Annotated in this window: 23 protein-coding genes; 20 read left to right on the top strand and 3 right to left on the bottom strand. The window is 55.4% G+C overall.

All coding sequences use genetic code 11. From position 1 onward, the window contains the following. Window positions 1-217: 217 nt before the first annotated feature. From nifE to NYE24_RS13225, 12 genes are all read left to right on the top strand, one after another. On the top strand, window positions 218-1,582 hold the full coding sequence (nifE, locus tag NYE24_RS13280) for a nitrogenase iron-molybdenum cofactor biosynthesis protein NifE (protein WP_036695754.1): 1,365 nt from the start codon (window positions 218-220) through the stop codon (window positions 1,580-1,582). Continuing rightward, a complete protein-coding gene (nifN, locus tag NYE24_RS13275) occupies window positions 1,572-2,900 on the top strand; it encodes a nitrogenase iron-molybdenum cofactor biosynthesis protein NifN (RefSeq protein WP_342478858.1) in 1,329 nt (442 codons plus the stop codon). The genes nifE and nifN overlap by 11 nt, the downstream gene beginning before the upstream one ends. Next, window positions 2,875-3,285: a nitrogen fixation protein NifX gene (gene nifX, locus NYE24_RS13270; protein ID WP_342478857.1), complete on the top strand. Its 411-nt coding sequence runs from the start codon at window positions 2,875-2,877 to the stop codon at window positions 3,283-3,285. Before nifN ends, nifX begins: the two co-directional genes overlap by 26 nt. After that, window positions 3,269-3,835 (top strand): DUF269 domain-containing protein, encoded by a 567-nt coding sequence (locus NYE24_RS13265; RefSeq protein WP_342478856.1) that lies wholly within the window; start codon window positions 3,269-3,271, stop codon window positions 3,833-3,835. The genes nifX and NYE24_RS13265 overlap by 17 nt, the downstream gene beginning before the upstream one ends. Window positions 3,836-3,870: 35 nt before the next feature. Further along, window positions 3,871-4,623 (top strand): HesA/MoeB/ThiF family protein, encoded by a 753-nt coding sequence (locus NYE24_RS13260; protein ID WP_036695772.1) that lies wholly within the window; start codon window positions 3,871-3,873, stop codon window positions 4,621-4,623. Further along, on the top strand, window positions 4,620-5,762 hold the full coding sequence (locus NYE24_RS13255; protein WP_342478855.1) for a homocysteine methyltransferase: 1,143 nt from the start codon (window positions 4,620-4,622) through the stop codon (window positions 5,760-5,762). Before NYE24_RS13260 ends, NYE24_RS13255 begins: the two co-directional genes overlap by 4 nt. 202 nt (window positions 5,763-5,964) lie before the next feature. Next, window positions 5,965-6,735, top strand: a complete 771-nt coding sequence (locus NYE24_RS13250) for a Cof-type HAD-IIB family hydrolase (RefSeq protein WP_342478854.1) — start codon at window positions 5,965-5,967, stop codon at window positions 6,733-6,735. A gap of 416 nt (window positions 6,736-7,151) precedes the next feature. Further along, on the top strand, window positions 7,152-8,288 hold the full coding sequence (locus NYE24_RS13245) for a collagen-like protein (RefSeq protein ID WP_342478853.1): 1,137 nt from the start codon (window positions 7,152-7,154) through the stop codon (window positions 8,286-8,288). Window positions 8,289-8,545: 257 nt separating this feature from the next. Further along, window positions 8,546-10,252: an alpha-glucosidase gene (locus tag NYE24_RS13240; RefSeq protein ID WP_342478852.1), complete on the top strand. Its 1,707-nt coding sequence runs from the start codon at window positions 8,546-8,548 to the stop codon at window positions 10,250-10,252. A 280-nt stretch (window positions 10,253-10,532) separates the two neighbouring features. After that, complete coding sequence (locus NYE24_RS13235; protein ID WP_036699931.1) at window positions 10,533-11,270, top strand: class I SAM-dependent methyltransferase; 738 nt, start codon at window positions 10,533-10,535, stop codon at window positions 11,268-11,270. Between the two features lie 41 nt (window positions 11,271-11,311). After that, entirely contained in the window at window positions 11,312-12,307 is a 996-nt protein-coding gene (locus NYE24_RS13230) for an MBL fold metallo-hydrolase (protein ID WP_342478851.1), read from the top strand. A gap of 871 nt (window positions 12,308-13,178) precedes the next feature. Next, entirely contained in the window at window positions 13,179-13,763 is a 585-nt protein-coding gene (locus tag NYE24_RS13225) for a TetR/AcrR family transcriptional regulator (protein ID WP_342478850.1), read from the top strand. Window positions 13,764-13,803: 40 nt separating this feature from the next. Here the strand turns inward: NYE24_RS13225 and NYE24_RS13220 are convergent, their stop codons facing one another. Continuing rightward, entirely contained in the window at window positions 13,804-14,652 is an 849-nt protein-coding gene (locus tag NYE24_RS13220) for a hypothetical protein (protein WP_342478849.1), read from the bottom strand. 43 nt (window positions 14,653-14,695) lie between these two features. Beyond that, window positions 14,696-15,295, bottom strand: coding sequence for a phosphatidylglycerophosphatase A (locus NYE24_RS13215; RefSeq protein ID WP_036694809.1), 600 nt, complete (start codon window positions 15,293-15,295; stop codon window positions 14,696-14,698). 263 nt (window positions 15,296-15,558) lie between these two features. Here NYE24_RS13215 and NYE24_RS13210 point away from each other — a divergent pair, with 263 nt between their 5' ends. The 8 genes from NYE24_RS13210 to NYE24_RS13175 all read left to right on the top strand — a co-directional run bounded on the left by NYE24_RS13210 (window position 15,559) and on the right by NYE24_RS13175 (window position 24,489). Beyond that, complete coding sequence (locus NYE24_RS13210) at window positions 15,559-16,680, top strand: GerMN domain-containing protein (RefSeq protein WP_076159938.1); 1,122 nt, start codon at window positions 15,559-15,561, stop codon at window positions 16,678-16,680. A gap of 192 nt (window positions 16,681-16,872) precedes the next feature. After that, window positions 16,873-17,631 (top strand): ribonuclease PH, encoded by a 759-nt coding sequence (rph, locus tag NYE24_RS13205; protein ID WP_076159935.1) that lies wholly within the window; start codon window positions 16,873-16,875, stop codon window positions 17,629-17,631. Between the two features lies 1 nt (window position 17,632). Then, a complete protein-coding gene (locus tag NYE24_RS13200; RefSeq protein WP_342478848.1) occupies window positions 17,633-18,274 on the top strand; it encodes an XTP/dITP diphosphatase in 642 nt (213 codons plus the stop codon). Between the two features lie 482 nt (window positions 18,275-18,756). Beyond that, window positions 18,757-20,679, top strand: coding sequence for a glycosyl hydrolase family 18 protein (locus NYE24_RS13195; RefSeq protein WP_342478847.1), 1,923 nt, complete (start codon window positions 18,757-18,759; stop codon window positions 20,677-20,679). Window positions 20,680-21,487: 808 nt separating this feature from the next. Then, on the top strand, window positions 21,488-21,922 hold the full coding sequence (locus NYE24_RS13190) for an NfeD family protein (protein ID WP_036694816.1): 435 nt from the start codon (window positions 21,488-21,490) through the stop codon (window positions 21,920-21,922). After that, window positions 21,922-22,857, top strand: coding sequence for an SPFH domain-containing protein (locus tag NYE24_RS13185; protein ID WP_083685599.1), 936 nt, complete (start codon window positions 21,922-21,924; stop codon window positions 22,855-22,857). The genes NYE24_RS13190 and NYE24_RS13185 overlap by 1 nt, the downstream gene beginning before the upstream one ends. Before the next feature lie 145 nt (window positions 22,858-23,002). Further along, complete coding sequence (locus NYE24_RS13180) at window positions 23,003-23,461, top strand: cupin domain-containing protein (protein ID WP_036694819.1); 459 nt, start codon at window positions 23,003-23,005, stop codon at window positions 23,459-23,461. 191 nt (window positions 23,462-23,652) lie between these two features. Further along, the gene (locus tag NYE24_RS13175; protein ID WP_036694820.1) at window positions 23,653-24,489 is read left to right on the top strand and encodes an aldo/keto reductase; all 837 of its coding nucleotides are present in this window, start codon (window positions 23,653-23,655) and stop codon (window positions 24,487-24,489) included. Between the two features lie 315 nt (window positions 24,490-24,804). On the opposite strand, the gene asnB is transcribed toward NYE24_RS13175, so the two are convergent. Then, window positions 24,805-26,649 (bottom strand): asparagine synthase (glutamine-hydrolyzing), encoded by a 1,845-nt coding sequence (gene asnB / locus NYE24_RS13170; protein ID WP_342478846.1) that lies wholly within the window; start codon window positions 26,647-26,649, stop codon window positions 24,805-24,807. Window positions 26,650-26,737: the final 88 nt, after the last annotated feature.

Genomic DNA, 26,737 nt, shown 5'->3' with positions numbered 1-26,737 from the left:
CCGCTTGTCTTTAGCCATTATAAAAGGACTGGATTGCTAACCTGGCCTTCTCCTCCCCCCCCCCCGGAATATGCAGCAGCGGTTGTTGCGGCTGCACTTCATCCGGAAAGGGCGGCGAAGGGCCGGGATTCTTGCCATCATGGGCACCTGCCTCATCAGGAAGTACGCAAGATTCGTATGGAACACAAGCCTCTCAAGCGAAGGAGATGAAGAGCCGATGGACCCTTTACGGCAAGATGAATTTGATTCCCAGGCTTGCGGGAGCATAGCGCCTAAGGCGAAGCCCTGTCCAAGGCCCAAGCCGGGCGAAGCTGCTGGAGGCTGCTCCTTCGACGGAGCCCAGATCACGCTGCTGCCGATTATGGATGCTGCGCATCTGGTTCATGGACCGATTGCCTGCGCCGGAAACAGCTGGGAGAGCAGAGGCACGTTATCCAGCGGCCCCTCCCTGTCCCAATACGGCTTCGCTACGGATCTTACGGATTCTGATATTATTTTTGGCGGCGAGAAGAAATTGAAGGACAGCATTGATTATATTGCCGGGCGCTTTGCGCCTCCGGCAATATTTGTATATTCAACCTGCGTGACCGCGCTAATTGGCGAAGATATGGATGCGGTCTGCAAGGAGGCGGCAGACCGGCTCGGGATTCCTGTGATCCCGGTGAACAGCCCCGGCTTCGTCGGGAGCAAGAATCTCGGGAACCGGCTGGCGGGGGATGCGCTGCTGCAGTATGTCATCGGGACGGGAGAGCCGGAGCCGGAGACGGATCTCGGGGTTAATCTGATCGGGGAGTACAATATTGCCGGTGAGATGTGGGATATTGAGAAGCTGATGAACAGCGCCGGGATCGCCGTAACCTCACGGATTACGGGGGATGCCCGCTATAAGGAGATTACGTGGGCGCACCGGGCGAGAGTGAATATGGTGGTCTGCAGCCGGGCGCTGCTCGGCCTTGCCAAGGAGATGGAGTCAAGATACGGCATCCCGTATTTCGAAGGCTCGTTCTATGGTGCGAAGGAGACGACCTACTCACTGCGCCAGATGGCCTATCTGATGAATGACCGGGAGATGGAGCGGCGTGTGGACCGGCTCACCGAGCGGGAGGAAGCCAGGTTAAGCCAGGAGCTGCGGCCTTACCGCAAGCTGCTGAGGGGGAAGCGGGCTGTACTCTATACGGGCGGCGTCAAAAGCTGGTCCGTCATCTCGGCCCTGAAGGAGCTGGGCGTTCAGGTCGTCGGGGTAGGCACGAACAAAAGCACGGAGGATGACGTGCGGCGGATTGCCGACCGTGTGGGCGATGATACAGAATACATTCCCGAGGGCGGGGCCAGCCGGATTATCAAGACGGTAAGAGAGCGCAAGGCGGATATTATGATTGCCGGCGGCCGCAATATGTATGTGGCGATGAAAGAGCAGATTCCCTTCATTGATATTAATCAGGAGCGCCACAAAGCGTATGCCGGATATGAAGGGCTGCTGCGGCTGGCCAAAGAGCTGACCTATTCACTTGCGAACCCGATCTGGAAGCTGGCGGCAAGCCCTGCTCCCTGGGATAAGGAGGCGCCGCCCTATGACCGTTAACCGGAGAAAAAAGCCCGCATCGGTTAACCCGATGAAGATCGGGCAGTCGCTGGGTGCCGTACTGGCCTTGCAGGGCTGCTATCGGGCCATGCCGCTGATTCACGGCTCCCAGGGCTGCTCCGCTTTTCCGAAGGCCCTCCTGACCCGTCATTTCCGGGAACCGATTGCCGTGCAGACCTCGGCGCTGCAGGAGATGGATGTCATCTTCGATGCCAACCGCAATCTGGAGGAGGCGCTGAATCTGGTGCTGAGCAAGCACCGCCCGGATATCATTGGCATCATTGGGACGGAATTGACGGATGTAGCCGGAGTGGATTATCAGAACATGCTTAAGACGTATAAAAGAGAGCGGAATATGCGCGGAGGTCTCGCCTTCTCCGTGGTGCTGCCTGATTTTCGCGGATCGCTGGAATCGGGCTTCAGCTCTACGGTGGAGTCTATGATTGACGAGATGATCCAGCAGGTAGGACACCGGGGGCAAAGAAGCGTGAATACCCGGCAGATTACGCTGCTGCCGGGCTCGTTCTTAACCCCGGCCGATGTGATGGAGCTGAAGGAGATCATCTCCTCCTTCGGCTTCGAGGTGATTGCGCTGCCGGATATCTCGACCTCCTTGTCCGGCCATCTGCTTACCGGCTTCTCGCCGCTGACGCGCGGCGGGGTTCCGCTGGACTCTATGCTCCAGAGCCTGCAGTCCGGGCTGACGATTGCCGTGGGCGGCAGCATGGAGCGTCCGGCCAGACGGCTGCATAATGCCATAGGTACCCCGTATAAGGTATTTGAGGGGGCGATGGGGCTTAAAGCAACCGATGAACTGCTGCATTTCCTGCATCAGATCAGCGGGGAGCCGGTGCCGCTGCGGTATTGCTGGCAGCGGGAGAATCTGCTCGACAGCATGCTGGACGCTCATTTTCAATTTGCCGGAATGTCGGTTGTTGCCGCACTGGAACCGGATCATCTGCATTCGGTCTCGGGGTGGCTGGAGGAGCTGGGCGTAGAGCAGAAGGCGCTGATCACTTCGTTCGAGACCCCGCTTATTGCCGGAATGGAGCGCGAGGTGTGGGTAGGCGATCTGGATGATGCGGAGGTGCTGGGCAAGGGGGCGGATCTCTGGATCAGCAATTCCCACGGGATAGCCGGAGCACAGCGGACGGGTGCCGCTTTCATGCCGGCCGGGTTCCCGGTCTGGAATGAGCTTGGCGCTTACATGTCCGTCTCGGCCGGGTACCGGGGAGCCATGGAATGGAGTAATAAAGCAGGGAATCTGTTAATGCAAAGGGAGGCAGGCAGCCGTGAAAGTAGCGTTCGCCACAGATGATGGAAGCCGTGTGAATGCGCATTTCGGACAGAGTCCGATGTTCGCTGTATATAATGTAACGAAAGCCGGGGCCGAGCTGGTGGAACTGCGCAGACTGTCTGCCGTACCGAACCAGGATGAAGCTGGCAAAATCGAAAGCCGCCTGGATTCTGTAGGCGACTGTACTCTGATCTTCATCATGCAGATCGGCGCATCGGCCGCTGCACGGGTAACTCGCCGGAAGATTATGCCGGTGAAGGTTCCGCTGGGCAGCCCTATCGAGGAGCAGCTGAAGCGGCTGGTCGAGATGCTTCAGGGCAAGCCGCCGATGTGGCTGGCCAAGGTACTGCGGGCAGAGGAAGCGGAAGAGAATGAAGGAGGAGAAGCGGATGGAACCCATGTCTAATGAGAGTGCGGCGCTGCAGGGTATGGTGATTCCGGGAGCTGCGGCGGCAAGGCAGCGCAGTCCCAGAGTACGCAAGGAGCTGAACCCGGAGACCGCAGATGCCCTGATCCGGCGTCTGTGTCATCTGCTGGATGCCGGAGACTTTTTCGGACGTAACAGCAGCCTTCCTCCGCTGGAGAAGATCGCGAAGCTGTTCCTGGCATCGGCCGGGGATAAGGATCAATCGGAATTCAATTGTGCGGTGTCGCCCAAGGTCCGCCAGCAGGTGCCGCTGCTGTTCCAGGCCATGGCAGGCGTTATGGAGGAGAGATGCGGCCTTATGATTCAGAGTACAGCAGAGATTAACGGTGAGGGCTTCGGCCGGGGGCTGCTCTACAGCGGCAGAGTCATTGTGGTGCTTAAGAGCCTGAGGGCCGGCTTTCCCTTCCCGTTCACTTCGGCTGAGAAGACGATTTCGTACGGGGTGGAGTGTATTGAAGAAGGAATGGCTTTTCTGGAAAAATATACGGAGATGACTTCAGTGCACGGCCTGCTTAGCCTGGAGGGCTAGGGAGTATACGAATTCAGTCACAGGGGGAGTCAGGAATGGAGCAGCTTGCCGGAGGTTTGGAGCTGGAACGGTACACCCGGCAGCTGAAGCTGCTCGGAGAAGACGGGCAGAAGGCGCTGAAGGAAGCGACAGTTATGGTGGCCGGAATCGGCGGGCTTGGCGGAACGGCTGCCCTCTATTTGGCGGCGGCTGGCGTGGGCCGGCTTATTCTGGCTCATGAGGGGGTGATTGTGGCCCCGGATCTGAACCGGCAGATTCTGATGGACAGTGAGCATCTGGGCCAGGAGCGGATGAGTACGGCGATTGCCCGGCTGAAGCAGCTGAATCCGCATGTTGAGATTGAAGGCTATAATTCCAGAATTGAATATCCTGCGGCATGGCCTTGGGTAGAAGCAGCCGATATTGTCATCGATGCCCGCTACGACTTCCCGGAGCGTTATGCGCTGAACCGGCTGTGTGTGGATACGAATACACCGATGGTGGAGGCAGCCATGTATGGCTTTGAAATATCGCTCACTACAGTGATTCCCGGACTTACTCCTTGCCTCGAATGCCTGTATCCGGAGTTGCCGCCGCAGTGGGAGCCGCTCGGCTTCCCGGTTCTGGGCGCCACCTCCGGGATTGCCGGTTGTCTGGCAGCGCTGGAGGCCGTAAAATGGATTACAGGGGTAGGGACAACTTACGCGGGCGTAATGCATCGCTTCAGCTCACTCGACTTCGCCTGTTATAGCGTCCGTATTGCCCGTAATCCGAATTGCGCTTGCTGCGGAGAGGGAGGTAAACCGTGAAACGTCTCAAGCTATGTGACACGACACTCAGGGATGGTGAACAGGCGGCTGGAGTTTCATTCACGAGGGCGGAAAAGCTGGAAATCGCAAAGTTGCTGTCGGAGAGCGGAGTAGAGCAGGCAGAGGTAGGCATTCCTGCCATGGGCAAGCGGGAGCAGGAGGATATTGCCGCTGTTGCTGAGCTGGGATTGCCCATGAAGCTAATGACATGGAACCGCTCAGTCCCCGGGGATATTGACAAGGCCAAGGCTACCGGCGTGAACTGGAGCCATATCTCCATTCCGGTGTCGGAGATTCAGCTGCAGGGCAAGCTGGGGCTGACGCCCAGGGAAGGTCTGAACAAGCTGCTACGTACCGTGGAGTACGGGCTGAGGCAGGGCATGACCGTATCGGCAGGCATGGAGGATTCCTCCAGAGCGGAGTTGAGCTTCCTGATTGAAGTGGTGAATACCTTATACAAGGAAGGCATCCGCAGGTTCAGGTATGCAGATACCGTCTCGGCCCATCATCCGGGCCAGATGGCAGAGCGGGTAAGCCGGCTGCTGGGAGAAGTGCCTGTGGATGTGGAGCTGGAGGTGCACTGCCATAATGACTTCGGGCTGGCCTGCGCGAACACGCTCAGCGGCATAGCTGCCGGAGCGGTGTGGGCCAGTACGACGGTGGCCGGGATCGGCGAGAGGACCGGCAATGCGGCCATGGAGGAAGTTGCCATGGCCTGGCGCTATTTGTACGGCGGGGAATGTGCGGTCCGGCTGAAGGGGCTCCAGGGCCTCGCGGACAAGGTCATTGCCGCATCCGGCCGCAGTGTCGGTGATGCGAAGCCGGTCGTAGGGCAGCTCGCCTTCACCCATGAATCCGGGATTCATGTGGACGGGCTGATGAAGGAGCAGGAGACGTATCAGTTCTTCGATCCGGCGGTGGTTGGACGGGCGCACCGCTTCGTGCTGGGCAAGCATTCCGGCAGCGGCGGCGTGGCTCATGTGCTGGAGCAGCTGGGACTTGCGGTCAGCGCCGAGACGGCCGGCCGTCTGCTGGAGAGGGTCCGGGCCTACGCTGAGGCCCGCAAGGGCACTGTGCCGGAAGTCATGCTGCTGCAGTGGCTGATGGAAGAGCAGCAGCGCGCGCAGAACGCGGTATAATATATTTTTAAATATGCGGATGCTTAAGCTGGGCTGTCCTCCATGTGGAGTGCGGCGCAGCTTTTTTTGGAATACAACGGCTGATGATATCCTGGTCTGGCAGGGTGCCCGGGAGAATAGACTCCACTTTGACGGAGGATTTTGTTACAATTTGAGCAGGCTGTAAATAGGCAGAGCGTATGTGAGAAGGGAAGGCATCACTTTGAAGAAAACGATATTTTTCGATATTGACGGTACGATCTATGATGAAGACAAGAATATTCCGGCTTCCACCAGAGAAGCAATAGCGGAGCTGAAGAGACGCGGGCACCATGTAGCGATTGCTACCGGAAGAGCGGATTATATGTTCGAGGGGCTGCGCGAGGAGCTGGGGATTGACTCGTATGTCTCGCTGAACGGGCAGTATGTGGTCTATGAAGGGAAGCCAGTGTACAAGAACCCGATTGCGACCAGCGTGCTGGAGGAGCTGACCTTGTTCGCGGAGAAGCTGGATCACCCTGTTGCGTATACAGATACGGCGGGCATGAGAGTGAATGTGGCCGATCATGAGTACATCAATACGAGCGTCGGTTCGCTGAAGCTGGTATTTCCAACGCATGATGCGGGATATTTTCTGAAGAATGACATTTACCAGGCGATGATCTTCTGTCCGCAGGAGAGTCAGGTGGTCTACGCCGGGCGGTACCCGGAGCTGAATTTCATCCGCTGGCACCCGCTGTGTATGGATGTGCTGCCCGGCAACGGCTCCAAAGCGAACGGGATCGCGGAGATGCTGAAGGTGATCGGGGTGGAGAAGGAAGAGGTCTATGCTTTTGGCGATGGCCTGAATGATGTGGAGATGCTGGGGTATGTCGGGTATGGCATTGCCATGGGCAACGGCGAGACGGCAGCGAAGGCGGCCGCCTCCTTCATTACGAAGTCTGTCCGTGAGGACGGCATCTATGAAGGCTTGAAGATGGTCGGGCTGCTGTAGGCAGGAGAACTCGGTTGCTATGTCTCATTTCATTGAACTCTCGAAGAGGATATTTTACCTCCAGGGGCATTGCCCGGAGCGGTAAGGCTTAGATGAGTATTCGATTGCAGTTTATGCAATGGAATACTTTTTTTTGAAATATAAGAATTTATATGTTTCACACGATAAATTATCCTTCTATTTCTCGCTGCAACGGTACCGTCCTTTAAAAGGACGGCAAAGCCGTTTCCACTTGCATTTTGAACGGGCTCCATTGCACTCCGTACAGCAGAAGTAGACGAACTGCGATCAAATATGATCACTGGGGCAATCGCAGGCCGGTTTACCCAAAATAAATATATGCCTACGGGATAAATGTCCATGCCCCTCTTGGGTAAATGGAGTAGGATACATAGAGTCTATAGGAGGTGAGGGATATGGGGAGTATGGAACAAAAGAAGAAAAAGCGGAGCTGCAAAGAGGAGCTTACGGGATGCCCTCTGCCAAGAGCGAAACGTCCCGCGAGAAAACGGAAGGACAACAAATGCAACTGCAAGAAGATTATTGTCAAAAAGCAAATTGTCCGCGTTAATATTCCATTAGGTGCTTTGGGAGCAGCAGGAGCAGCAGGAGCCTTGGAGGCGGCTGGAGCAGTAGAAGCCTTGGGAGCAGCGGGGGCAGCGGGAGCCGCCGGAGCGCTGGGAGCGGCCGGAGCAGCGGGAGCCTTGGGAGCAGCGGGAGCAGCGGGAGCGCTGGGAGCGGCCGGAGCAGCGGGAGCACTGGGAGCAGCAGGAGCAGGCGGAGCGGCCGGAGCAGCAGGTGCCCGTGGAGCCGCCGGGGCTGCAGGGCTTCTGGGGGCAGCCGGAGCAGCAGGAGCGCTGGGAGCAGCAGGAGCACAAGGAGCACTGGGAGCAGCGGGCACAGCCGGAGCGTTAGGGGCCGCCGGGGCGCTAGGCGGCATCGGTCCGGCAGGCCCGGCGGGACCTGCCGGAGCAGCGGGAGCTATAGGCCCAGCGGGGCCAGCCGGAGCAGCGGGAGCTATAGGCCCAGCGGGACCAGCCGGTGCAACGGGAGCTGCCGGGCCAGCGGGGGCAACCGGTGCAACGGGCACAGCAGGGCCTGCAGGTGCTACAGGAGCAACGGGTGCGACAGGGGCAGCTGGAGGAATTGCCCAGTTCGGTTACGTCTATAACCTTGGCGCGCAGGTAGTGCCGATTGAGGCAGATGTGTCTTTTGATACGAACGGACTGCTGACCCCCGGGATTACACATGCACCTGGTACAACTACAATTTCGGTAACTAATGCAGGGAGTTATGAGGTTAATTTCTCCGTGTTCGGAGTGGAGCCCAGCCAATTTGCCTTATTCGTGAACGGGGCGCAGGTTCCGGGAACAGTCTACGGTTCAGGTGCAGGAACCCAGCAGAACACTGGGCAAGCTATCCTTGCCTTGTCCTCTGGAGATGTACTGACACTTCGGAATCACAGCTCGTCTGCTGCTGTCACATTGCAGACGCTGGCTGGAGGGACGCAAGCCAATGTGAATGCTTCGATTGTAATTAAACAGCTTGCATAGCCGGTTAAAACAGACCCGACTGCTTGATAGAGAGCGGGTTTTGTAAAGGAACGGGGTACCCGATCGGGTACCCCGCATTTTTTTGCAGCAATGATCCAAAAGGTTGGAAATCCCTCAATGAAAGACGGCTCTTCTCAGCTTGATGGCGAAGGGAGCGGCGCATGCCTTTTAAAATAAATTGTTATTCACTTCAGTGAGTATGGTTAAGATATATTAAATGTCTTATACAACAGGAATCAAGAGCGGAGGCGTCTGAATTGAACCCTAAATGGTGGAAAGAGAGCGTAGTCTACCAGATTTATCCGATTAGCTTCATGGACAGTAACGGCGACGGGATTGGAGATCTGCGCGGGATCTTGTCGAAGCTTGATTACTTGCAGGAGCTCGGCGTGGATGTGATCTGGGTCTGCCCGATTTATAAATCCCCGAACCATGACAATGGCTATGATATCAGCGACTACTGCGACATTATGAAGGAATTCGGCACGATGGCTGATTTCGATGAACTACTGCGCGAGATGCATTCCCGCGGTATGAAGCTGATGATGGACCTGGTGCTGAATCATACCTCGCATGAGCATCCGTGGTTCGTGGAATCGAGAAGCTCGAAGGACAATCCCAAGCGGGACTATTATATCTGGCGCAAAGGTAAAAACGGCGGCCCCCCGAACAACTGGGAATCCTACTTCAGCGGCTCGGTCTGGGAGCTGGACCCCCGGACGGATGAATATTATCTGCACCTGTACTCCCGGTTCCAGCCCGATCTCAACTGGGAGAATCCGGCGGTCATCGATAAGCTGCACGAGATGGTGCAGTGGTGGCTGAAGAAGGGGGTGGACGGCTTCCGCTTCGATGCCATTGCCCATATTGTGAAGGCAGAGGGCTATCCGGATGCCCTGAATCCTGGCGGTACTCCGACGGTCCGCGCCTATGACATGTTCTCGAACCTGAATCATGTGCATACCCTGCTGCAGAATCTGCACGATCAGGTGCTCTATTACTACGACATCATGACGGTAGGGGAGACCTCGGGGCTTGGGCCGGAGCAGGCGCTGGATTATGTCGGTGACGGACGCCGTGAGCTGAATATGACCTTTCAGTTCGAGCATATGAATCTGGATGCCGCCTCGCCGGGCAGCGGGAAATGGGATGTGGTGCCCTGGAAGCTGACAGATCTTAAGGCGATCATCAGCGATTGGCAGACCGTCCTGCATAACCGGGGCTGGAATGCCAACTATCTGTGTAACCATGACCAGCCGCGCTCGGTCTCGCGGTTCGGCGATGACCTGTACTACCGGGTCCCGTCGGCGAAAATGCTCGCCACCTTCATTCATATGCTTGAAGGCACACCGTATATTTATCAGGGCGAAGAGATCGGTATGACCAATGTGGCCTTCGAGTCGATCGATGATTACCGGGATGTGGAGACCTTGAACTATTATGAGGAAAAGCGCAACGCCGGTGTTCCCGAAGCCGACATCATGGCTGCGATTCATACCAAGAGCCGTGACAATGCCCGGACTCCGATGCAATGGGATGATGGCGAGGAAGGCGGGTTCACCACAGGTACGCCCTGGATCAGGGTCAACTCGAACTCCCGGGAGATTAACGCGGCCAGCAGCGTCAAGGACCCGGACTCTATTTACAACTATTATAAGAAGCTCATCCAGCTCCGCAAAAAACATCAGGTCATCGTCTATGGTGAATACGGACTCTTGCTGGAGGAGCATCCCGAAATCTATGCCTATACCCGGACGCTGGAGGATCAGCGCCTGCTCGTGATTCTGAATTTCTTCGGACATGAGCCGGTCTTCGAGCTGCCTGAGGAATTTCAGCCCGCCGCGAAGCTGGAGCTGCTGATCTCCAATTATGAGCCTGCCAAGGAGGAAGATCTCCAGCAGTTGAAGCTACGCCCTTATGAAGCGCGCGTGTATCTGCAGCGGTTAGATCAGGGTTCTGCTTAAGCGAACGAACCTACAACCGGATCTGGAGATGTGCAGCAGTCCCGGCGGAAGTACCGGGACTGCTGTTTGTTATGCGGAAAACTGAATACATATACGCTGCGAGATCATACGTTTTTTATCCGCACAGTGATCCTGTTCCTTTAATTATAAATAAATGATTATGTGTTGCAGGTCTGTGACTTCGCTGGGCTTCTACAGTAAAAGGCGGTACAATAGGCGTTATTAGAGACAGGGATAAGCCCGTGCGGTGAAGCGGAGTATGGAGGGAGTTAGAAGAGAGATGAGTGAGTGGTATGAGAAATGTTTTGGCGAGGACTATCTGATTGTATACAGACACAGGGATTTCAGCGGTGCGCGTCATGAGGTAGAGAGCATGATCCAGTGGCTTGGCCTGCCCCGGGGCGCGAAGGTGCTGGACCTCTGCTGCGGCATGGGCCGCCATTCACTGGCTCTGTCACAGGCTGGCTATGAAGTAACAGGTGTGGATCTGTCGAAGGTGCTGCTGCGTGAGGCGCGTGCGCAGGCTGGGGCAGAACAGGTTACCTGGCTGCAATCGGATATGCGGGAGCTTCCGCTTGCGGGCGGCTTCGATGCTGTGGTCAATTTGTTCACTTCCTTCGGATATTTTGAAGAGGATGAGGAGCAGATTAAGGTGCTTAAGGAGATTTGCCGGATGCTGAAGCCGGGGGGCCGGTTCATCATTGATTTCCTGAACCCGGCTTACGTCATCCGCCATTTGGTGCCCCATTCGGTCCGGGAGGACGGAGATGTTCGGATTGACGAGACCCGCCGGATCGAGGAGGGGTATGTGAAAAAGGATATCCTGCTGACCTCGAAGGCCGGGAACGCTCCGGCCCGCAAGTGCCAGGAACGGGTAAAGCTCTACACGCTGGAGGATTTCCGCAGAATGCTTGCCGCTGCCGGGCTGCGGCTGGATACTGTTCACGGCGGCTACGATGAAGAGGAATATAACGCTGAATCCTCGGCCCGCATGATCTTCATGGGAGGTAGACCTTAGAGATGGCATCAGGGAGAGGGCTTAGAGGAGGCGGAGGAAGGTTGAACAAGGAGATTATTCAAGCTTGGGACGGCGGAGTTCTTCAGGTATCGGTGCCAATGGGGCTGCCGCTGCGCCAGGTTAACAGCTATCTGCTGCCGGATAAGGACGGCAGGGTTACGGTCATAGATCCAGGCCCGCATACACCTGCTGCCGAGCTTGCCTGGCAGGGGGTGCTTGAGGCACTGAGCCTTACCTGGACGCAGGTGCGGGATATCGTGGTGACCCACCATCATCCCGACCATTACGGGCTGGCGGGCTGGATGCAGTCCCGCAGCGGAGCGCGGGTATGGATGAGCGAACGGGCGCATGCCGAGGCCGGTCTGGCCTGGGGGGAAGCGGCGATTCTGAATGAGGCGCTGCCGCTCTTTTTCCGGCGGCATGGGATGCCGGAGGAGTGGCTTGCGGGTATCCGGGAGCATCTGGATAGCTTCCTGCCTGAGGTGACCCCGCAGCCTGAGGTCACCTATATCAATGCCGCGGAGCCGTTTGTGATGGGCAGCCGGAAATGGCAGCCCATTATCACAGGCGGGCATGCGCCGGGGCATGTGTCGTTCTACCACGGCGGCAGCGGGCAGATCCTCTGCGGCGATGCTGTGCTGCCGCAGATTTCGCCCAATGTCGGCCTGCAGCCGGGCAGCGATCCGCAGCCGCTGCTGACGTTCCTGGAGGGGCTGCAGGAGCTGCGCAGCCTGCGGGTTACACAGGCGTTCCCGGGCCACCGGGAACCGTTCCCGGGGTTCACGGCGCGGGCGGACAGCCTGCTCCGGCATCATGAGGAGCGGCTGGATACTACAGCCGCGCTGCTCGCAGGCGGACCGCAGAGCGGGTTCGCGGTCTGCGAGGGGCTGTTCCGCAGCCGGGTCGCGACAGCGCACCAGATGCGGTTCGCCATGAGCGAGGCGCTGGCCCACCTGGCCGAGCTGGTGCGCCGGGGGCGGGCGGCCGAGACGGAGGCCGTACCTGGCGGCGGCCTCCTTTTCACGGCTGTGGAGTAGGCCTGCGCGAGGAACGGTGCAGGCTGCTGGCAGCAGATTACAAGATATTGTACTCTGCTGCCATAACCTGCATTTCATCACATGTAGTTAATCACACATGCGCGTGGCTCATAACACGCAGTTCATCACACATAGCTCATCACACGTAGCTCATCACACGTAGCTCATCACACGTAGCTCATCACACATAGCTCATCACACGTAGCTCATCACACATAGCTCATTACACGTAGCTCATTACACGCAACTTACGAAACGTAGCCCATAACATGCAACTCACAGCTCACAACACGTAGCCCTAATTCAATGCTCATAACCCTCCGCTTATACCCGCTGCTGATGCCCCGCTGCACACAACCTGCTGACCGAAAACCGCTCATTAACCTATTGTTGCCCTCACACTCTTCTGGAAACCTCGACTATTGGAACACCTGAAAGAAATGACTAATTTATTGGTGAAGTTTGCAGCCTGTCAACAACACTACTCATTCCTCCTCCACAGTTAGCTGTAAGTGGTGAGATGTGATATTCAAAGGGATAAATCCCTTTGATCTAGCTGAAAGTGGCGGATGGTCCGAAATGAAAGGGATAAATCCCTTTGAGCAGTCTGAATGAAGAGCACAAGTGCACCTTAATTCGGCGAAAGTGGCCGGGGAGCGTGAATGAAGAGCACAAGTGCACCTGAATTAGCCAAAAGTCGGCGGGAAGCGTGAATGAAGAGCACAAGTGCACCTGAATTAGCCAAAAGTCGGCGGGGAGCGAAAATGAAGAGCACAAGTGCCCCTGAATTTTACACGCCTGTTGTTTTTTGAACAACTGTTAAATATAATGAATGCAACTATAGTGCTCAGGCGAAGGAGAGGTAACAGGGATGGCGGTGGACAGGCGGATCGGGAAGACGCGGGAGGCTATTTTTAAGGCGTTTCTTAGTCTGATGGAAGAGAAGGGCTTTGAGCAGATTACGGTACATGAGATTGCGGAGCGGGCTAATGTCAGCAGAGGGACTATCTATCTGCATTTTGTAGACAAATATGATCTGCTGGATCAGTGTGTTGAGAAGGAAATGACGGAGCTGCGTGACCGCTGTATGGGCGTCCAGGAGAATCTGGATTTCACCTCTTCCGGTCCTCTGCTGCGTACGGCTGAGTATGTGGAGCAGCATGCCACCGTCTTCATTACATTAATTAATAACAGCGGCATTCCTGCCTTAAGAAGCCGTCTGCATGCAATGCTGATGGAAGGACTGGCGGAGCAGGTCGATATGGATGGTGTGAACCGGGGGATGAACAAGGAGATGTTGCTGCATTTTATGGCCTCTGCTGCTGTGGGAGTCATGGAATGGTGGATTACACACTCGCTGCCTATTTCGGCCAAAAAGCTGATAGAGGATATCACTATCCTCCTCGATCGCAATCAGATGGGACCGCAGCCGTTGGACGCTCTGCCTAGACAATGAGCTGCCGGTGTCGTCCAGCGGCCTGCGATTATTCCCATTCTTAAGAATCCGGCTGAATCACCTTCATCTTGGACGGGTTGTTGATTTTGTATTTGACCGGATGCTGGGAGAGCTTCTTGGCTACAATTTTCGCTTCAAAAGAAACGGGGTCGCCCTCCTTCAGCTCCAGCTTCTTCAGCGTGGCACTGTGGCTTGACCAGACTTCGTCAATGGCCAGTTCATGCCCTTCTATCGCTACATTTTCATAGATAATTACTTCATCATCGTTATCTGAAAAGTGGTTGGGAACGGTCGTGAATTCTTTGACAACCGCTGTAACCTTGAGCTTGTCTTCCGGCAGCTGCAGGGCAGGCTTCTTTTTGGAGGCGGCTGGTTTACGCGGCTTCTCTGCAGGAGCCGCTGTCTCCGCAACACTCACGCCTTCCGCAGCATCAGCACTCCCACTCTCTAAACGCTCCGCAGCATCGCCCCCCGCAGCACCAACACTTCCCGCACCCTCCACATCAGCCTCACCGCGAACCTCGGCATCACCCTCAACCGGCTGGTTCTCCAGCAACCCGGCTTCTCCGGCAGCTTCTGCCGGGTCCTCGGACCGTGCATCCGCCGCCGCCTGCGCGCGCTGGCCGAAGCTGGCGGTCTGCATTTCTTTGAGATAGGCCGGGTGGATACAATGCTGCTGCTTATTCTCGAACTGGACCACCACCGTCTGATTATCCACGAACCCTACAATTTCACAAGGCAGGGTCAGGCCCTGCCGCTTGTACAGATAAGTCTTGACCCGGGTGGCTGAACCGGGGAGAAGATTCCATTCCTTGCACCGCTCAATCCGCTCATCCTCACTCTCGAAATCCTGGACAGCCAGCGGCTCCACTACGAACGAATAGGTCATGCACACTTCGCACCTTTCCTTTTTATAAATAATAGCTCTTGTCTTATTCCGGCAACGTCTCCTCCAGCCGGCTGCGCCGTGCAGCCTCTTCCGCGTCCTCCGGGGCGTGGGGCAGACCCAGCTCCTGCTCACGTTCCGCCTGCTTGCGGTGGGCAATCCGGCTGCTCGCCGCTGCGGCTACAGCCCCTACGATATCATCCAGATAGGTATGGATCTGGCCGGTGGTTTTGTCATTCAGCCTCTCCAGTACACCCGGCTTGAGCTTGTCCACGTAACCATAGTTGGTGAAGCCGATACTGCCATATACATTAACGATCGAGAAGGCGAGAATCTCGTCTACCCCGTACAATCCTTCATCGTTCTCAATCATATCCTGGAGCGGCGAGAACAGTTTGCCCTCCTCCGCCAGTACATCGAGCTGGATGCCGGTCAGCACCGCATTTTGCACCTCACGCTTGCTGAGTACCATCTCAACGTTATGAATACATTCCTCCATGGTCAGGCCCGGATAGTATTTCTTTTGCAGCATCATGACAAGCTCGGCAATCTCCTCCAGGGTGACCCCGCGCTTGTGCAGCCAGTACCGGGTCGCTTCGGCAACGGCTTTGCTGTTGAGGCTGTAAGGAATTTTGGCATCAGTCATAGGAAGTCCTCCATTCGTGAGTCGGATGTGATTTGGGTATGTACTAAATTGTACGCAAGCGGCAGACCGATGTCCAGAAACGTCCGGATTTGTATCCCGCAGGCAGGCTGAGCTTGGATGAACACAGCAGTGTCCGCCCCCAAGCAAGGGGTCCGGCAGAACTTCTGTAATTTAGGATAAGCTGTTGTTATTTTTTGGAGACAGGGCTCGTATACATAGCAGTACAAACTGATCTTAACGCTTGAAAGGGGTAATGAAGATTGATGAAACCAGTGAAACACCTCCGCGGGGCATCTGCGGCTTGCCTGCTGGCCGTTCCGCTTGTGCTCTCCGGCTGCAGTCTGTTCGGTTCAGAATCCGCTGCTGTGGACCCGCCTCCCGCCGCCGTAGAAGCGCAAATGCTGCAAGTGAGCGGGGAAGATACGCTGGATACCGGGGTATTCGGACCGGCCTCCATGGATGAGACGGATCTGTCTGCCGGGGTGAAAGATACCGGTGCGCCTGCTGTAGCCGGTGAGCGGACCACTGTGTATCTGGAGGATCAGAACGGTCTGCTGGCTCCGGTGGCTCTGTCTTTTCCGAAAAGCGAGGACACAGTCATGCTGAAGAATTCCCTCACGGCACTGGTCAGCAAGGGGGATTACGCATCTGCACTGCCTAAGGGCTTCCAAGGCGTACTGCCCGCAGGGACGGAAGTGAAACAGGTGTCGGTCGGCCAGGACCATGTCGCCATTGTTGAATTCAACTCGGCTTTTAACGACTACGATCCTGCAGATGAACGCAAAATTCTCGAAGCACTGACCTGGACACTGACCGGGCAGGATGACATCAAGGGAGTACAGCTCTGGGTCGATGGCAAAAAACTGACTGAAATGCCGCTGCAAGGCACACCGCTGGACCGCCCGCTGGCCCGTACGATGGGCATTAACCTGCCGAAGCATAACGCACTGATGATGAATTCCAGCGCAGTTACAGTCTATTTCGCAGCAGCCTCACCGGATGGTGGCCATCAGTATTATGTTCCGGTTACCCGGTTTGTACCCGCTGGCGGGGATACGGTGAAGGCGGCGCTGAGCGAGCTGATTGCCGGACCGCAGTCCGAGAACGGTCTGGAGATGGTCATGACGCAGGGAACGGTGGTCGATTCCGTAAAAGCAGGGCAGAACGGAGTGGTTACCGTATCGCTGACCGATGATATGTTCGATGGCAGCACAAGCATTCCTGAGGAGATGCTGGAGTCGGTTGTGCTGACGGTGGCCCAGAATACAGATGATTCGCTGGTACAGATCCGCCTGAATGGCAAGGATACCGTTACGGGCACCAATAACGTCGATTACGGCCAGCCTGTCTCCGCGCCGGAATATGTCAACGAGCTGCCGCTTTAGAGCGAATCCCCCCGGCTTAAAAAGATGCTTTTGTGCCTACTCTTTGATAGAATAAAGTATTGTTCATCCGAATAACGGGTCAGGAGCAGCGGTGCCGTTCTCTTCCATAGGGGGCGGCACCCGTTTCTGCGTATAAGATACGGATGAATGTATACACAAACTTCGCGCTATACGATGTAGGAGGCAGAAAAGATGAGATCAAACGGACGCAACGAAGATCAGCTCCGGCCAATAACGATAACGACCCAGACCAACAAATATGCAGAAGGCTCCGTCATCATTGAGATGGGAGATACTAAGGTCATCTGTACGGCAACCGTGGAGGAGAAGGTCCCGCCGTTTCTGAAAGGACAAGGCAAGGGCTGGGTAACCGCCGAATATTCGATGCTTCCCCGTGCGACCCAGACCCGTAACCAGCGTGAAGCCGCACGCGGCAAGCTGACCGGGCGGACGATGGAAATCCAGCGTTTGATCGGACGGGCTTTACGTTCGGTGGTGAACTTGCAGGCGCTCGGCGAACGCAGTATTACGCTGGACTGTGATGTAATTCAGGCAGACGGGGGAACGCGGACGGCTTCGATCACGGGTGCTTTTGTAGCGATGGCCTTCGCTATGAACAAGCTTGCCCTCCAGAATAAGCTGACGGTCTTCCCGATTACGGACTACCTGGCGGCTATCAGTGTGGGTGTCGTCGGCGACAAGACGCTGCTCGACCTGAATTATGAAGAGGATTCTAAGGCGAAGGTGGATATGAACGTGGTCATGACGGGCAGCGGTGCTTTCGTTGAGGTTCAGGGCACGGGCGAAGAGCGGCCGTTCACCCGCCAGGAGCTGGACCAGCTGCTCGGTCTCGGAGAGAAGGGGATCTACGAGCTGATCGCTGTGCAAAAAGAAGTGCTTGGCGCCATCGCGCTCAAAATCCCTGCCGGCCAGACCGGCCAAGAGGTGTAGGATGAAGTCCGGCAGCGGAGTTCTGATTGTCGCGACGAAGAACAAAGGCAAGGTGCGGGAGTTCCAGCATGCCTTTGCTCCCTTGGGACTCACGGTCAAAAGCATGTATGACTACCCGGATCTGCCGGATGTGGTCGAGGACGGGGCCACTTTTGCCGAGAATGCCTTCAAGAAATCCCGCGCTGTAGGGGATGCTCTTGGACTGCCGGTGCTGGCGGACGATTCTGGTCTCTGCGTAGAGGCGTTGGACGGAAGCCCTGGCGTATATTCGGCCCGCTATGCCGGTGAGGCAGCGGATGATGAGGCGAATAACTTGAAGCTGATGAGCGAGCTGGAACGGCTGAAGCAGGGTGAGGATACCGGACAACCGCTGCTGAGTCCCGCCCGGTTCGTCTGTGCCCTATCGCTCTATGATCCGGCGGACGGCCGGGAATGGACGGCTGAGGGTACGGTCGAAGGCTGGATTACCTCGGAGCCTGCGGGCGGCGGCGGTTTCGGCTATGACCCGCTGTTCTATCTCCCGGAATACGAGAAGACGATGGCTGAGCTGACGCTTGAGGAAAAGCAGGCGATCAGCCACCGCGGGACGGCGCTGCGGCGTCTGACCGAGAAGCTTGCTGCCGCGCAGAGCGGCGGTCAATAGAAGATTTGGAACCCTGGAAGCAGCCCTTAAGCAGACTATGCTTGGGGCTGCTTCCTGTTTTTTTAGATAATAATCCCCCCTGATTATGGAAATTTATCCCTAGCATATCCTCCGGCTTTGTATGAGAATAAGAGTTGACTTCACCCCTTCGCAGATCCTGCATCCTCCCGCAAATCGCCGCATTCTACCCACCCTGACCTGTACCAGACAACAACGTAGGCCGCAGCGGAGCGAGTAATCCGTATGCTGCTGAGCTGCGCTTTTTTGAGCTGTCTATTGCTAGTCTACCAGTCAGACTGCCAGGAATTTAATAGTTTCACAGGGTGAAGGTCAAGGCCAATCGGGTCCGGGAGGTGAACGCTGAGCTTTCTCATTCGCAGCAAGGGAAGAACGGTCACTTAATATCCTTGATGGCAGAGACGACTGGATGTCCATGAAGCAGGCTTACAGGTTACGCATTGAACCGGGGAGGTAATCACGAAATGGCCTTTATCAAAAGCAAATGCTTTGTGCTTGGTTTGACGGCAGTCCTTTTCCTTACTCTTTTTTCGGCTTTTGGTGCAAATAACAGAACTGTTCAGGCAGCCGGTGACTACAAGATTGTCGGTTATTATGCTTCATGGGCCGCCTACGGCCGGGCTTATAATGTAACGGATATCGATCCTGGCAAAATGAATGTCATCAACTATGCCTTTGCCGACATCTGCTGGAACGGAATACACGGCAATCCCGACCCCACCGGGCCGAATCCGGTCACCTGGTCCTGTCAGAACGAGCAGGGGCAGGCGATCAGCGTCCCCAATGGCACCGTTGTGCTGGGCGATCCCTGGATCGATGCCCAGAAAAGCTTCGGCGATGACAAATGGGATGACCCGATCAAAGGGAATCTGAAGCAGCTCTGGAAGCTGAAGGAGAAGAATCCGAATCTGAAGACCATGATCTCTGTCGGGGGCTGGACCTGGTCCAACCGCTTCTCGGATGTGGCTGCCACGGCGGCAACCCGTGAAGTCTTCGCCAACTCCTCCGTGGATTTCATCCGCAAATACAAGATGGATGGCGTCGATCTGGACTGGGAATACCCGGTCAGCGGCGGGCTTGCGGGCAACAGCTACCGCCCTGAGGATAAGCAGAACTATATCCTGCTGCTCCAAAAGATCCGGGAAAAGCTGAATGCCGCCGGAGCCGCCGACGGCAAAACGTATCTCCTGACCATTGCCTCGGGTGCAGGTCCGACTTACATCCAGAATAATAATCTCAGCGGAATCGCCTCCGTGGTGGACTGGATCAATATTATGACCTACGACTTTAACGGCAGCTGGAACCCTACTACCGGCCACAATGCCCCGCTGTATTATGACCCGGCAGCGGCTTCGTCAGGGTTGACCGAGCCGGCGAACTATAACATCGACAAGGCGGTGACCAGCTATCTGAGTACAGGCGTACCGGCTAATAAGCTGGTGCTCGGTATGCCGTTCTACGGCCGGGGCTGGGGAGGGGCTCCTGCTACGGGGAACGGGCAATATCAGGTGTCCGCCGGGATCTCCCAGACCGGGACCTGGGAGAAGGGCAACTACGATTTCAGTGATCTGGAAGCCAATTATATCAATAAGAACGGTTATACCCGTTACTGGAACAACACCTCCAAGGTCCCTTATCTCTATAACCCGTCCAACCAGACCTTCATCAGCTATGATGATGCCGAATCCATCGGGTACAAAGCCAGTTATCTCAAGAGCAAAGGATTGGCCGGGGCGATGTTCTGGGAGACCAGCGGAGACCGCAACAAGACGTTGCAGACCAAGCTCAGTGCAGAGCTGGGTGGCGGGGTGGTGACCCCAACGGCTACGCCGGTCCCGACCGCTACAGTCGCACCGACCGCAACGGTGAAGCCATCAGCTACGCCGACTGCGACAGTGGCACCGACCGCGACGGTGAAGCCATCGGCCACGCCGACTGCGACAGTGGCACCGACGGCAACGCCGGGGCAATGCTCTGCGGCCGCCTGGAGCTCAGTCGCTGTCTACACGCAAGGCCAGCAGGTCTCCTACGGCGGACTGCTGTATCAGGCCCAGTGGTGGACGCAGGGAGACCGGCCGGATCTCAGCGGTGCCTTCGGGGTGTGGCGGGTGACCGGTACCTGCGGTAACGCTACTCCGCAGCCAACAGTTACGCCACTCCCGACAGTAAGCCCTTCGGCTACGCCGACAATAGCGCCAACGTCTACGCCGGTAGTGACACCAGTCCCTTCAGCTACCCCAGGCGTTGCTGCCTGGAAAGCGGGTGCCGCTTATAGTGTCGGCAGTATCGTAACTTACAACGGGCAATCCTACACCTGCCTGCAGGCGCATACCGCCCTTGCCGGCTGGGAGCCGAATGTCACTCCTGCGCTCTGGAAGCTGAACTGAAGGCGGAGAGGACAGCGCGGAAATTCAGCCATAGAGCATGACTATGCCTAAGCATAGAAGAAGGAACGGTGCCGGCTTTAAGCTGGCGCCGTTTTTTAGAATGATACGTTGCTACAAGCGGTCCTGTTTGTTTAGTCTGCTTGTTATTATGAATAGTGAGCGGACACAGTTGGAAAAAAGGCATTTAATTTCGCTGAAACGTAGTCCTTGAAGGAAGCAGTTGGAAAAAGTATAGTTAAGCCGCCGAAATCTCTCGATTCACGAGAAAACGGACCGATTTAGTGTTGTTTTTCCAATTATCTTCTATATGTTTCATAATGAACCTTAATTAGGTGTACAATATCCACCTGCTTCATCCGCCGCGCTCGAAACCGAACAGATAAGTAACTTCAAGTTGTCGCAACAATCCGGTATTATTGTCCAGTGTAATTGTTCAATGTAATCATTCCGCCGAAACTATTCACCCACCCGTCAAGCCCCTCACCGCTTCACTCCCCGCAGAATCTCAGATTCCCGTCCCAGCATGGTGGTTTGCACCATATTTATAGCTGATTCCGTGCCTTGGAGGTTTTGGAAGCAGGATTTTCGGGTACGGAATTATGTTTAGTGAGTTTTTTAAGCTTCGATTGGATATATTTATGTTTAAATACAATTTAGCCGTCCTGTATCCTGCTTAAGGTTCATAAGCTTCCACAGGCTGAAATATAATGAACAGACAGGCGGCTGTCCCGGCCTCCAAAAATTTTGTGAAACGTGATGCCGATTATTTCGTTATAGTAGTATATAGCGGAAGGTGGTGGGTTCACCAATGAGTATGTGGGTATTATGGTTGATTGCCGCTGGCGTCTTGTTTGTTGTAGAGATGTTTACGTTTACATTCTATTTGTTATGGCTTAGCCTGGGAGCCTTGGCTGCCGGACTGGTTGCGCTTGTGCTGCCGGATGCATGGCTGCTGCAGGTCGTAGCGGGTTCACTGTTAGCCCTGGCCCTGACGTTCTTCACCAAACCATTGTCTGAGCGGCTGCGCAATGCGCGGGGCTTCAAGGATACGGGTACCGAGATCATCGGCAGGCAAGGTCTGGTCGTTGAACCGATTGAGCCTGGCCGTTATGGGCAGGTCAAGATTGGCGGCGATACATGGAGTGCAACCTCTACAGTGGCATTGGGCAAAGGCCAGCAGGTAATTGTAGTAAGAAGAAGCACGACCATTATTGAAGTAGAACGATGGGGGGATATGTACTAATGGAATTGATAATTATCGGAATTATTATTGTTGTTGTCGTAGTATTTATCGCAATGACGATCAAGATTGTCCCGCAGCAAAGAGTTGGAGTGGTAGAGCGTCTGGGTAAATTCCACCGCCTGCTCACACCAGGTCTGAATATTCTGATTCCGGTCATTGATCAGGTGCGGGTCTATCATGATCTGCGGATTCAACAGGCGAATGTACCGCCGCAGACGGTAATCACGAAGGATAACGTACAGGTGCAGATCGATACGATTATCTTCTATCAGGTAGTGGGTCCGGAAGAAGCAACGTACGGTATCTCCGATTATGTGTATGGGGTACGGAATATCTCCACAGCCACCATGCGTCAGATTATCGGTAAGCTGGAGCTGGATGAAACCTTGTCCGGCCGTGAAAAAATCTCCTCCGACATCCGTCTCGCGCTGGATGAAGCGACAGAGAAGTGGGGCGTGCGCATTGAGCGTGTCGAAGTTATTGACATCAAGCCGCCGCTTGATATCCAGGAAGCCATGGACAAACAGATGAAGGCCGAACGTAGCAAGCGTGCGATTGTCCTGGAGGCGGAAGCCGCCAAGCAGGATATGATCCTTCGTGCCGAAGGGGATAAGCAGAGTAAGATCCTGAAGGCGGAAGGGGATAAGGAAGCCCGCATCCGTCAGGCGGAAGGTCTCGGTCAGGCACAGGAGCTGGAAGCCCTCGGCCAGGCCAAGGCGATCGAAGCTGTGGCGATGGCCGAGAAGGCCCGGATTGCCATGATTGCCAGCGCTGGACTGGATGAAAGAGTGCTGGCTTATCAGTCTTTTGAAGCTTTGACTGACATCTCCAAGGGACCTGCGAACAAAATATTCCTGCCGACTAGTGCGGTGGAGACGCTGGGCAGCCTGGGAGCGATTGCAGAAGTATTCAAGGCTAGCAAAGAAGGCAAATAAGCGTAAGACAATTTACAATTGCTGCCGTATCCGTTACAGTTAATAACACAATCAGGCCGAGGCTTAGCAGGTACTCTTGTACCTCTTAAGCCTTTGCTTATGAAGACTGTTTTGCCGCTGTGCAAGACTTGAAGGAGAAGAACCCATGACGCAAAAAGAAATTTCCCCGCTCGTAGAAACCTTGGGGCTACAGCCCCACGTGGAAGGCGGATGGTACAAGAGACTGTGGAATTCTCCCTTTGAGATTCCTCAGGACACGCTGGGCGAGGCTTATTCGGGCCCGCGCGCGTCAGCTTCATCGATTTATTTCCTGCTTCATGCTGACGAGACTTCGGACTTTCATACTGTGCTGTCCTCCGAAATCTGGCTGTATCATTCCGGCAGCCCGATCGTGCTTAGTCTGGGAGGCAACGGCGCAGAGCCGGAGAACGTAACGGAGGTTATTCTGGGTCTGGATATCGCTGCGGGCCAGCAGCCGCAGGTAGTGATTCCTCCCGGTGTATGGCAGGCCGCACGTCCGCTAGGCGAAGAACCGTCACTCGTCTCCTGCATCGTGTCTCCAGAGTTCCATTTTGACGATTTCAAGCTGATTGACAAGAAATAAGTGGGTTATGTAATGGAGTGCGGCCGGGAAGGGGCTGTACTCCATTTTCGTACATAAGAGGCATACAATCTTCACGATTTGGCAACCTATTCGCTGTAACGGTGAACGGATTTCACAATCGGATGATTATGAGAGCGGTAATACGGTTAAGGAAGCTTGTTGAATTCAAATTAGGCTTGGAGGGTATCGATATGAGTGAAAAGAATGCACCATTTACAGGCGGGCCTACCCTGAACGATGGAGTGACCATGCCGTGGCTGGGTCTTGGCGTATGGCAGACCAAGGATGGCGAAGAGGTTATCCGCGCGGTGAAGTCTGCGGTGGAGACGGGGTATCGCAGTATTGATACGGCTGCCGGCTATAACAATGAAGAGGGTGTGGGGCAGGCGATCCGTGAATGCGGAGTCCCCCGGGAAGAGCTGTTTATTACCACCAAGGTCCACAACCCGGATCAGGGGTATGAATCGACACTGAAGGCTTTTGAAGTCAGCCGCAAGAAGCTGGGCCTGGAGCAGGTAGATTTGTATTTGATCCACTGGCCGGTAGCCGGCAAATATAAAGAAACCTGGAAAGCGCTGATTCATCTGCAAAAGGAAGGGCTGGTTAAGTCCATCGGGGTGAGCAACTTCCAGACGCATCATCTGGAGGACATCATCGAGGACAGCGGAGTGGTCCCGGTGGTGGACCAGGTGGAATTCCATCCGCTGCTGACCCAGCGTGAATTGCTGAAGTATGCACGGAAGCATGATATCCAGCTGGAAGCCTGGAGTCCGCTCATGCAGGGGAATCTGGACCTGCCGCTGCTGAAGGAACTGGCAGAGCGTTACGGCAAGACGGCAGCACAGATTGTTCTGCGCTGGGATCTGCAGCAGGGTGTCATCACCATTCCGAAGTCGGTCCATCAGGAGCGGATTATCGAGAACGCCGGATTCTTCGACTTCACACTCAGCGATGAGGATGTTAAGGCCATAGAGGAGCTGAATCAGAACCACCGCTTCGGCCCGGACCCGGATAATTTTAATTTCTAGGGTTCAGATAGATTGATGAAGATATTGCTATACAAGAGGTGCCCTCCAGAATGTGTGCTGTACATTCTGGGCGGGCACCTTTTTCAAAATATAAGAATTTATAAGTTTCACTCTATAAATTATCCTTCTATTTCTCGCTGAAACGGTACCGTCCTTTAAAAGGACGGCAAAGCCGTTTCCACTTGATTTGAACTCAGCCGATCGACACATTGTATGTCTTCAGCCACAGGTTGACCTGGGCCAGATAAGCGAATAATTGCGGGCCGGACATCAGCTGGCCGAACCACGGCAGAGCCGTTTCCACTTGATTTGAACTCAGCCGATCGACACATTGTATGTCTTCAGCCACAGGTTGACCTGGGCCAGATAAGCGAATAATTGCGGGCCGGACATCAGCTGGCCGAACCACGGCAGATTGGTCGAGGACTCTGGCGATGCGGCGATTTCTCTGATTTTGGCCGGATCAACGAGCGGGAGGATGGGGGAGGAGGGATCGTCCAGAATGCTCAGCACCTGTGAGCGCACCTTGTTCAGATAAGCAGGGTTATGCGTTTTGGGGTAAGGGCTTTTTTTGCGGTAGAGCACATCGTCCGGCAGTACACCCTCCAGCGCCTTGCGCAGGATGCCTTTCTCCCGGTTGCCTACCATCTTAATCTCCCATGGAATGTTAAAAACATATTGCACCAGCCGGTGGTCACAATAAGGAACGCGTACCTCGAGTCCCACGCCCATGCTCATCCGGTCCTTGCGGTCCAGCAGGGTAGGCATGAAGCGGGTAATGTTGAGATAGGACATGACACGCATCTGTGCCTGTTTGCCGGTCTCACCTTCAAGCTTCGGTACCTCAGCCACCGCATCGCTGTAACGGTCACCTAAATATTCCAGCGGACGTATCCACTCATGGATTTCCGGCGATAATAATCCAGCACGCATATGGGGGGCCACTGACCAGGGGAAGGTACCTGAAGATAACATCTCCTCGCGGTGGAACCAGGGATAGCCGCCGAAGATTTCGTCTGCTGCTTCGCCTGAGATGGCTACGGTGGCCTTCTTTTTGATCTCCTGGCAGAACAAATAGAGTGAGGAATCCACGTCGGTCATCCCCGGCAAATCGCGGGAGTATAAGGCATTATCAAGTGCGGCCACCAGCTCCGGTGTGTCAAAAGCGATAAAGTGATGGTTCGTATCCAGCTCGTCGACCATCCGCTGAATCCAGGGACCATCGGCTCCGGGCTGGAAGGTATGGCTTTTGAAATGCTTATCGTTGTCTACATAATCGACCGAGAAGGTATCGACCCGGCCCTGGCCGGTCCGCTTGTAATAATCTACGGCAAGCGCGGTCAGGGCGCTGGAATCGAGTCCGCCGGAGAGCAGCGAGCATACCGGGACATCGGAGACCAGCTGGCGCTCCAGCGTATCCTGAAGCAATTCACGCACCCGTGCTGCCGTCTCATCCACGTTATCGGTATGCTGGACACTCTCCAGCTTCCAGTAGGCATAGCTGCGGATTCCGCTGCGGCTGTAAATCATGGCATGACCGGGGCGCAGCTCGAATATATCTTTATATACCCCTTGTCCCGGAGTCCGTGCCGGACCGATAATGAAAATCTCGGCCAGACCCTCCGGCCCGACCTTCGGCTGGACGAGGGGGTGCTGCAGCAGCGCCTTGGGCTCGGACCCGAAGACGAAGACGTCATCGACTTGGCTGTAGAACAGCGGCTTCACGCCCAGACGGTCGCGGGCCAGGAATACCTGATCGCGCAAGCTGTCCCAGACGGCAAAGGCGAAGATGCCATTGAGCTTCTCCGTGCAATCCGGCCCCCATTCGATGTAGGCATGCAGCAGAACCTCGGTATCGCATTCCGTGAGAAAATGATGCCCGCGCTGCTTCAGCTCTTTTTTGAGCTCAGGGGCATTATATAGCTCGCCGTTATATACTATTGCGTACAACTTATCCTCATGGCGGGCAATCATCGGCTGTGCACCGTTCTCGGGATCGATGACGCTGAGTCGGCGGTGTCCGAAGGCAATGGGCCCTGAAATCCAGGTTCCGGCTGCATCCGGTCCGCGGTTGGCTAACGTTTCGGTCATTCTGACGAGCAGTTGCGAGTGCCCTGTAAGATCACCGCGCCACTGGACAAATCCGGTTATTCCGCACATGTCTGATTCATCCTCTCTTTTGTGCGATTGTTGTCTGTCCTTTCTTTTTTGCCAAGTAATACAGATATATGCCGATTGAAGGGATAAA

The organism is Paenibacillus sp. FSL H7-0350 (assembly GCF_038593195.1).
GTDB lineage: Bacteria > Bacillota > Bacilli > Paenibacillales > Paenibacillaceae > Paenibacillus_AQ.
This window is presented reverse-complemented; position numbering and strand designations above follow the sequence as displayed.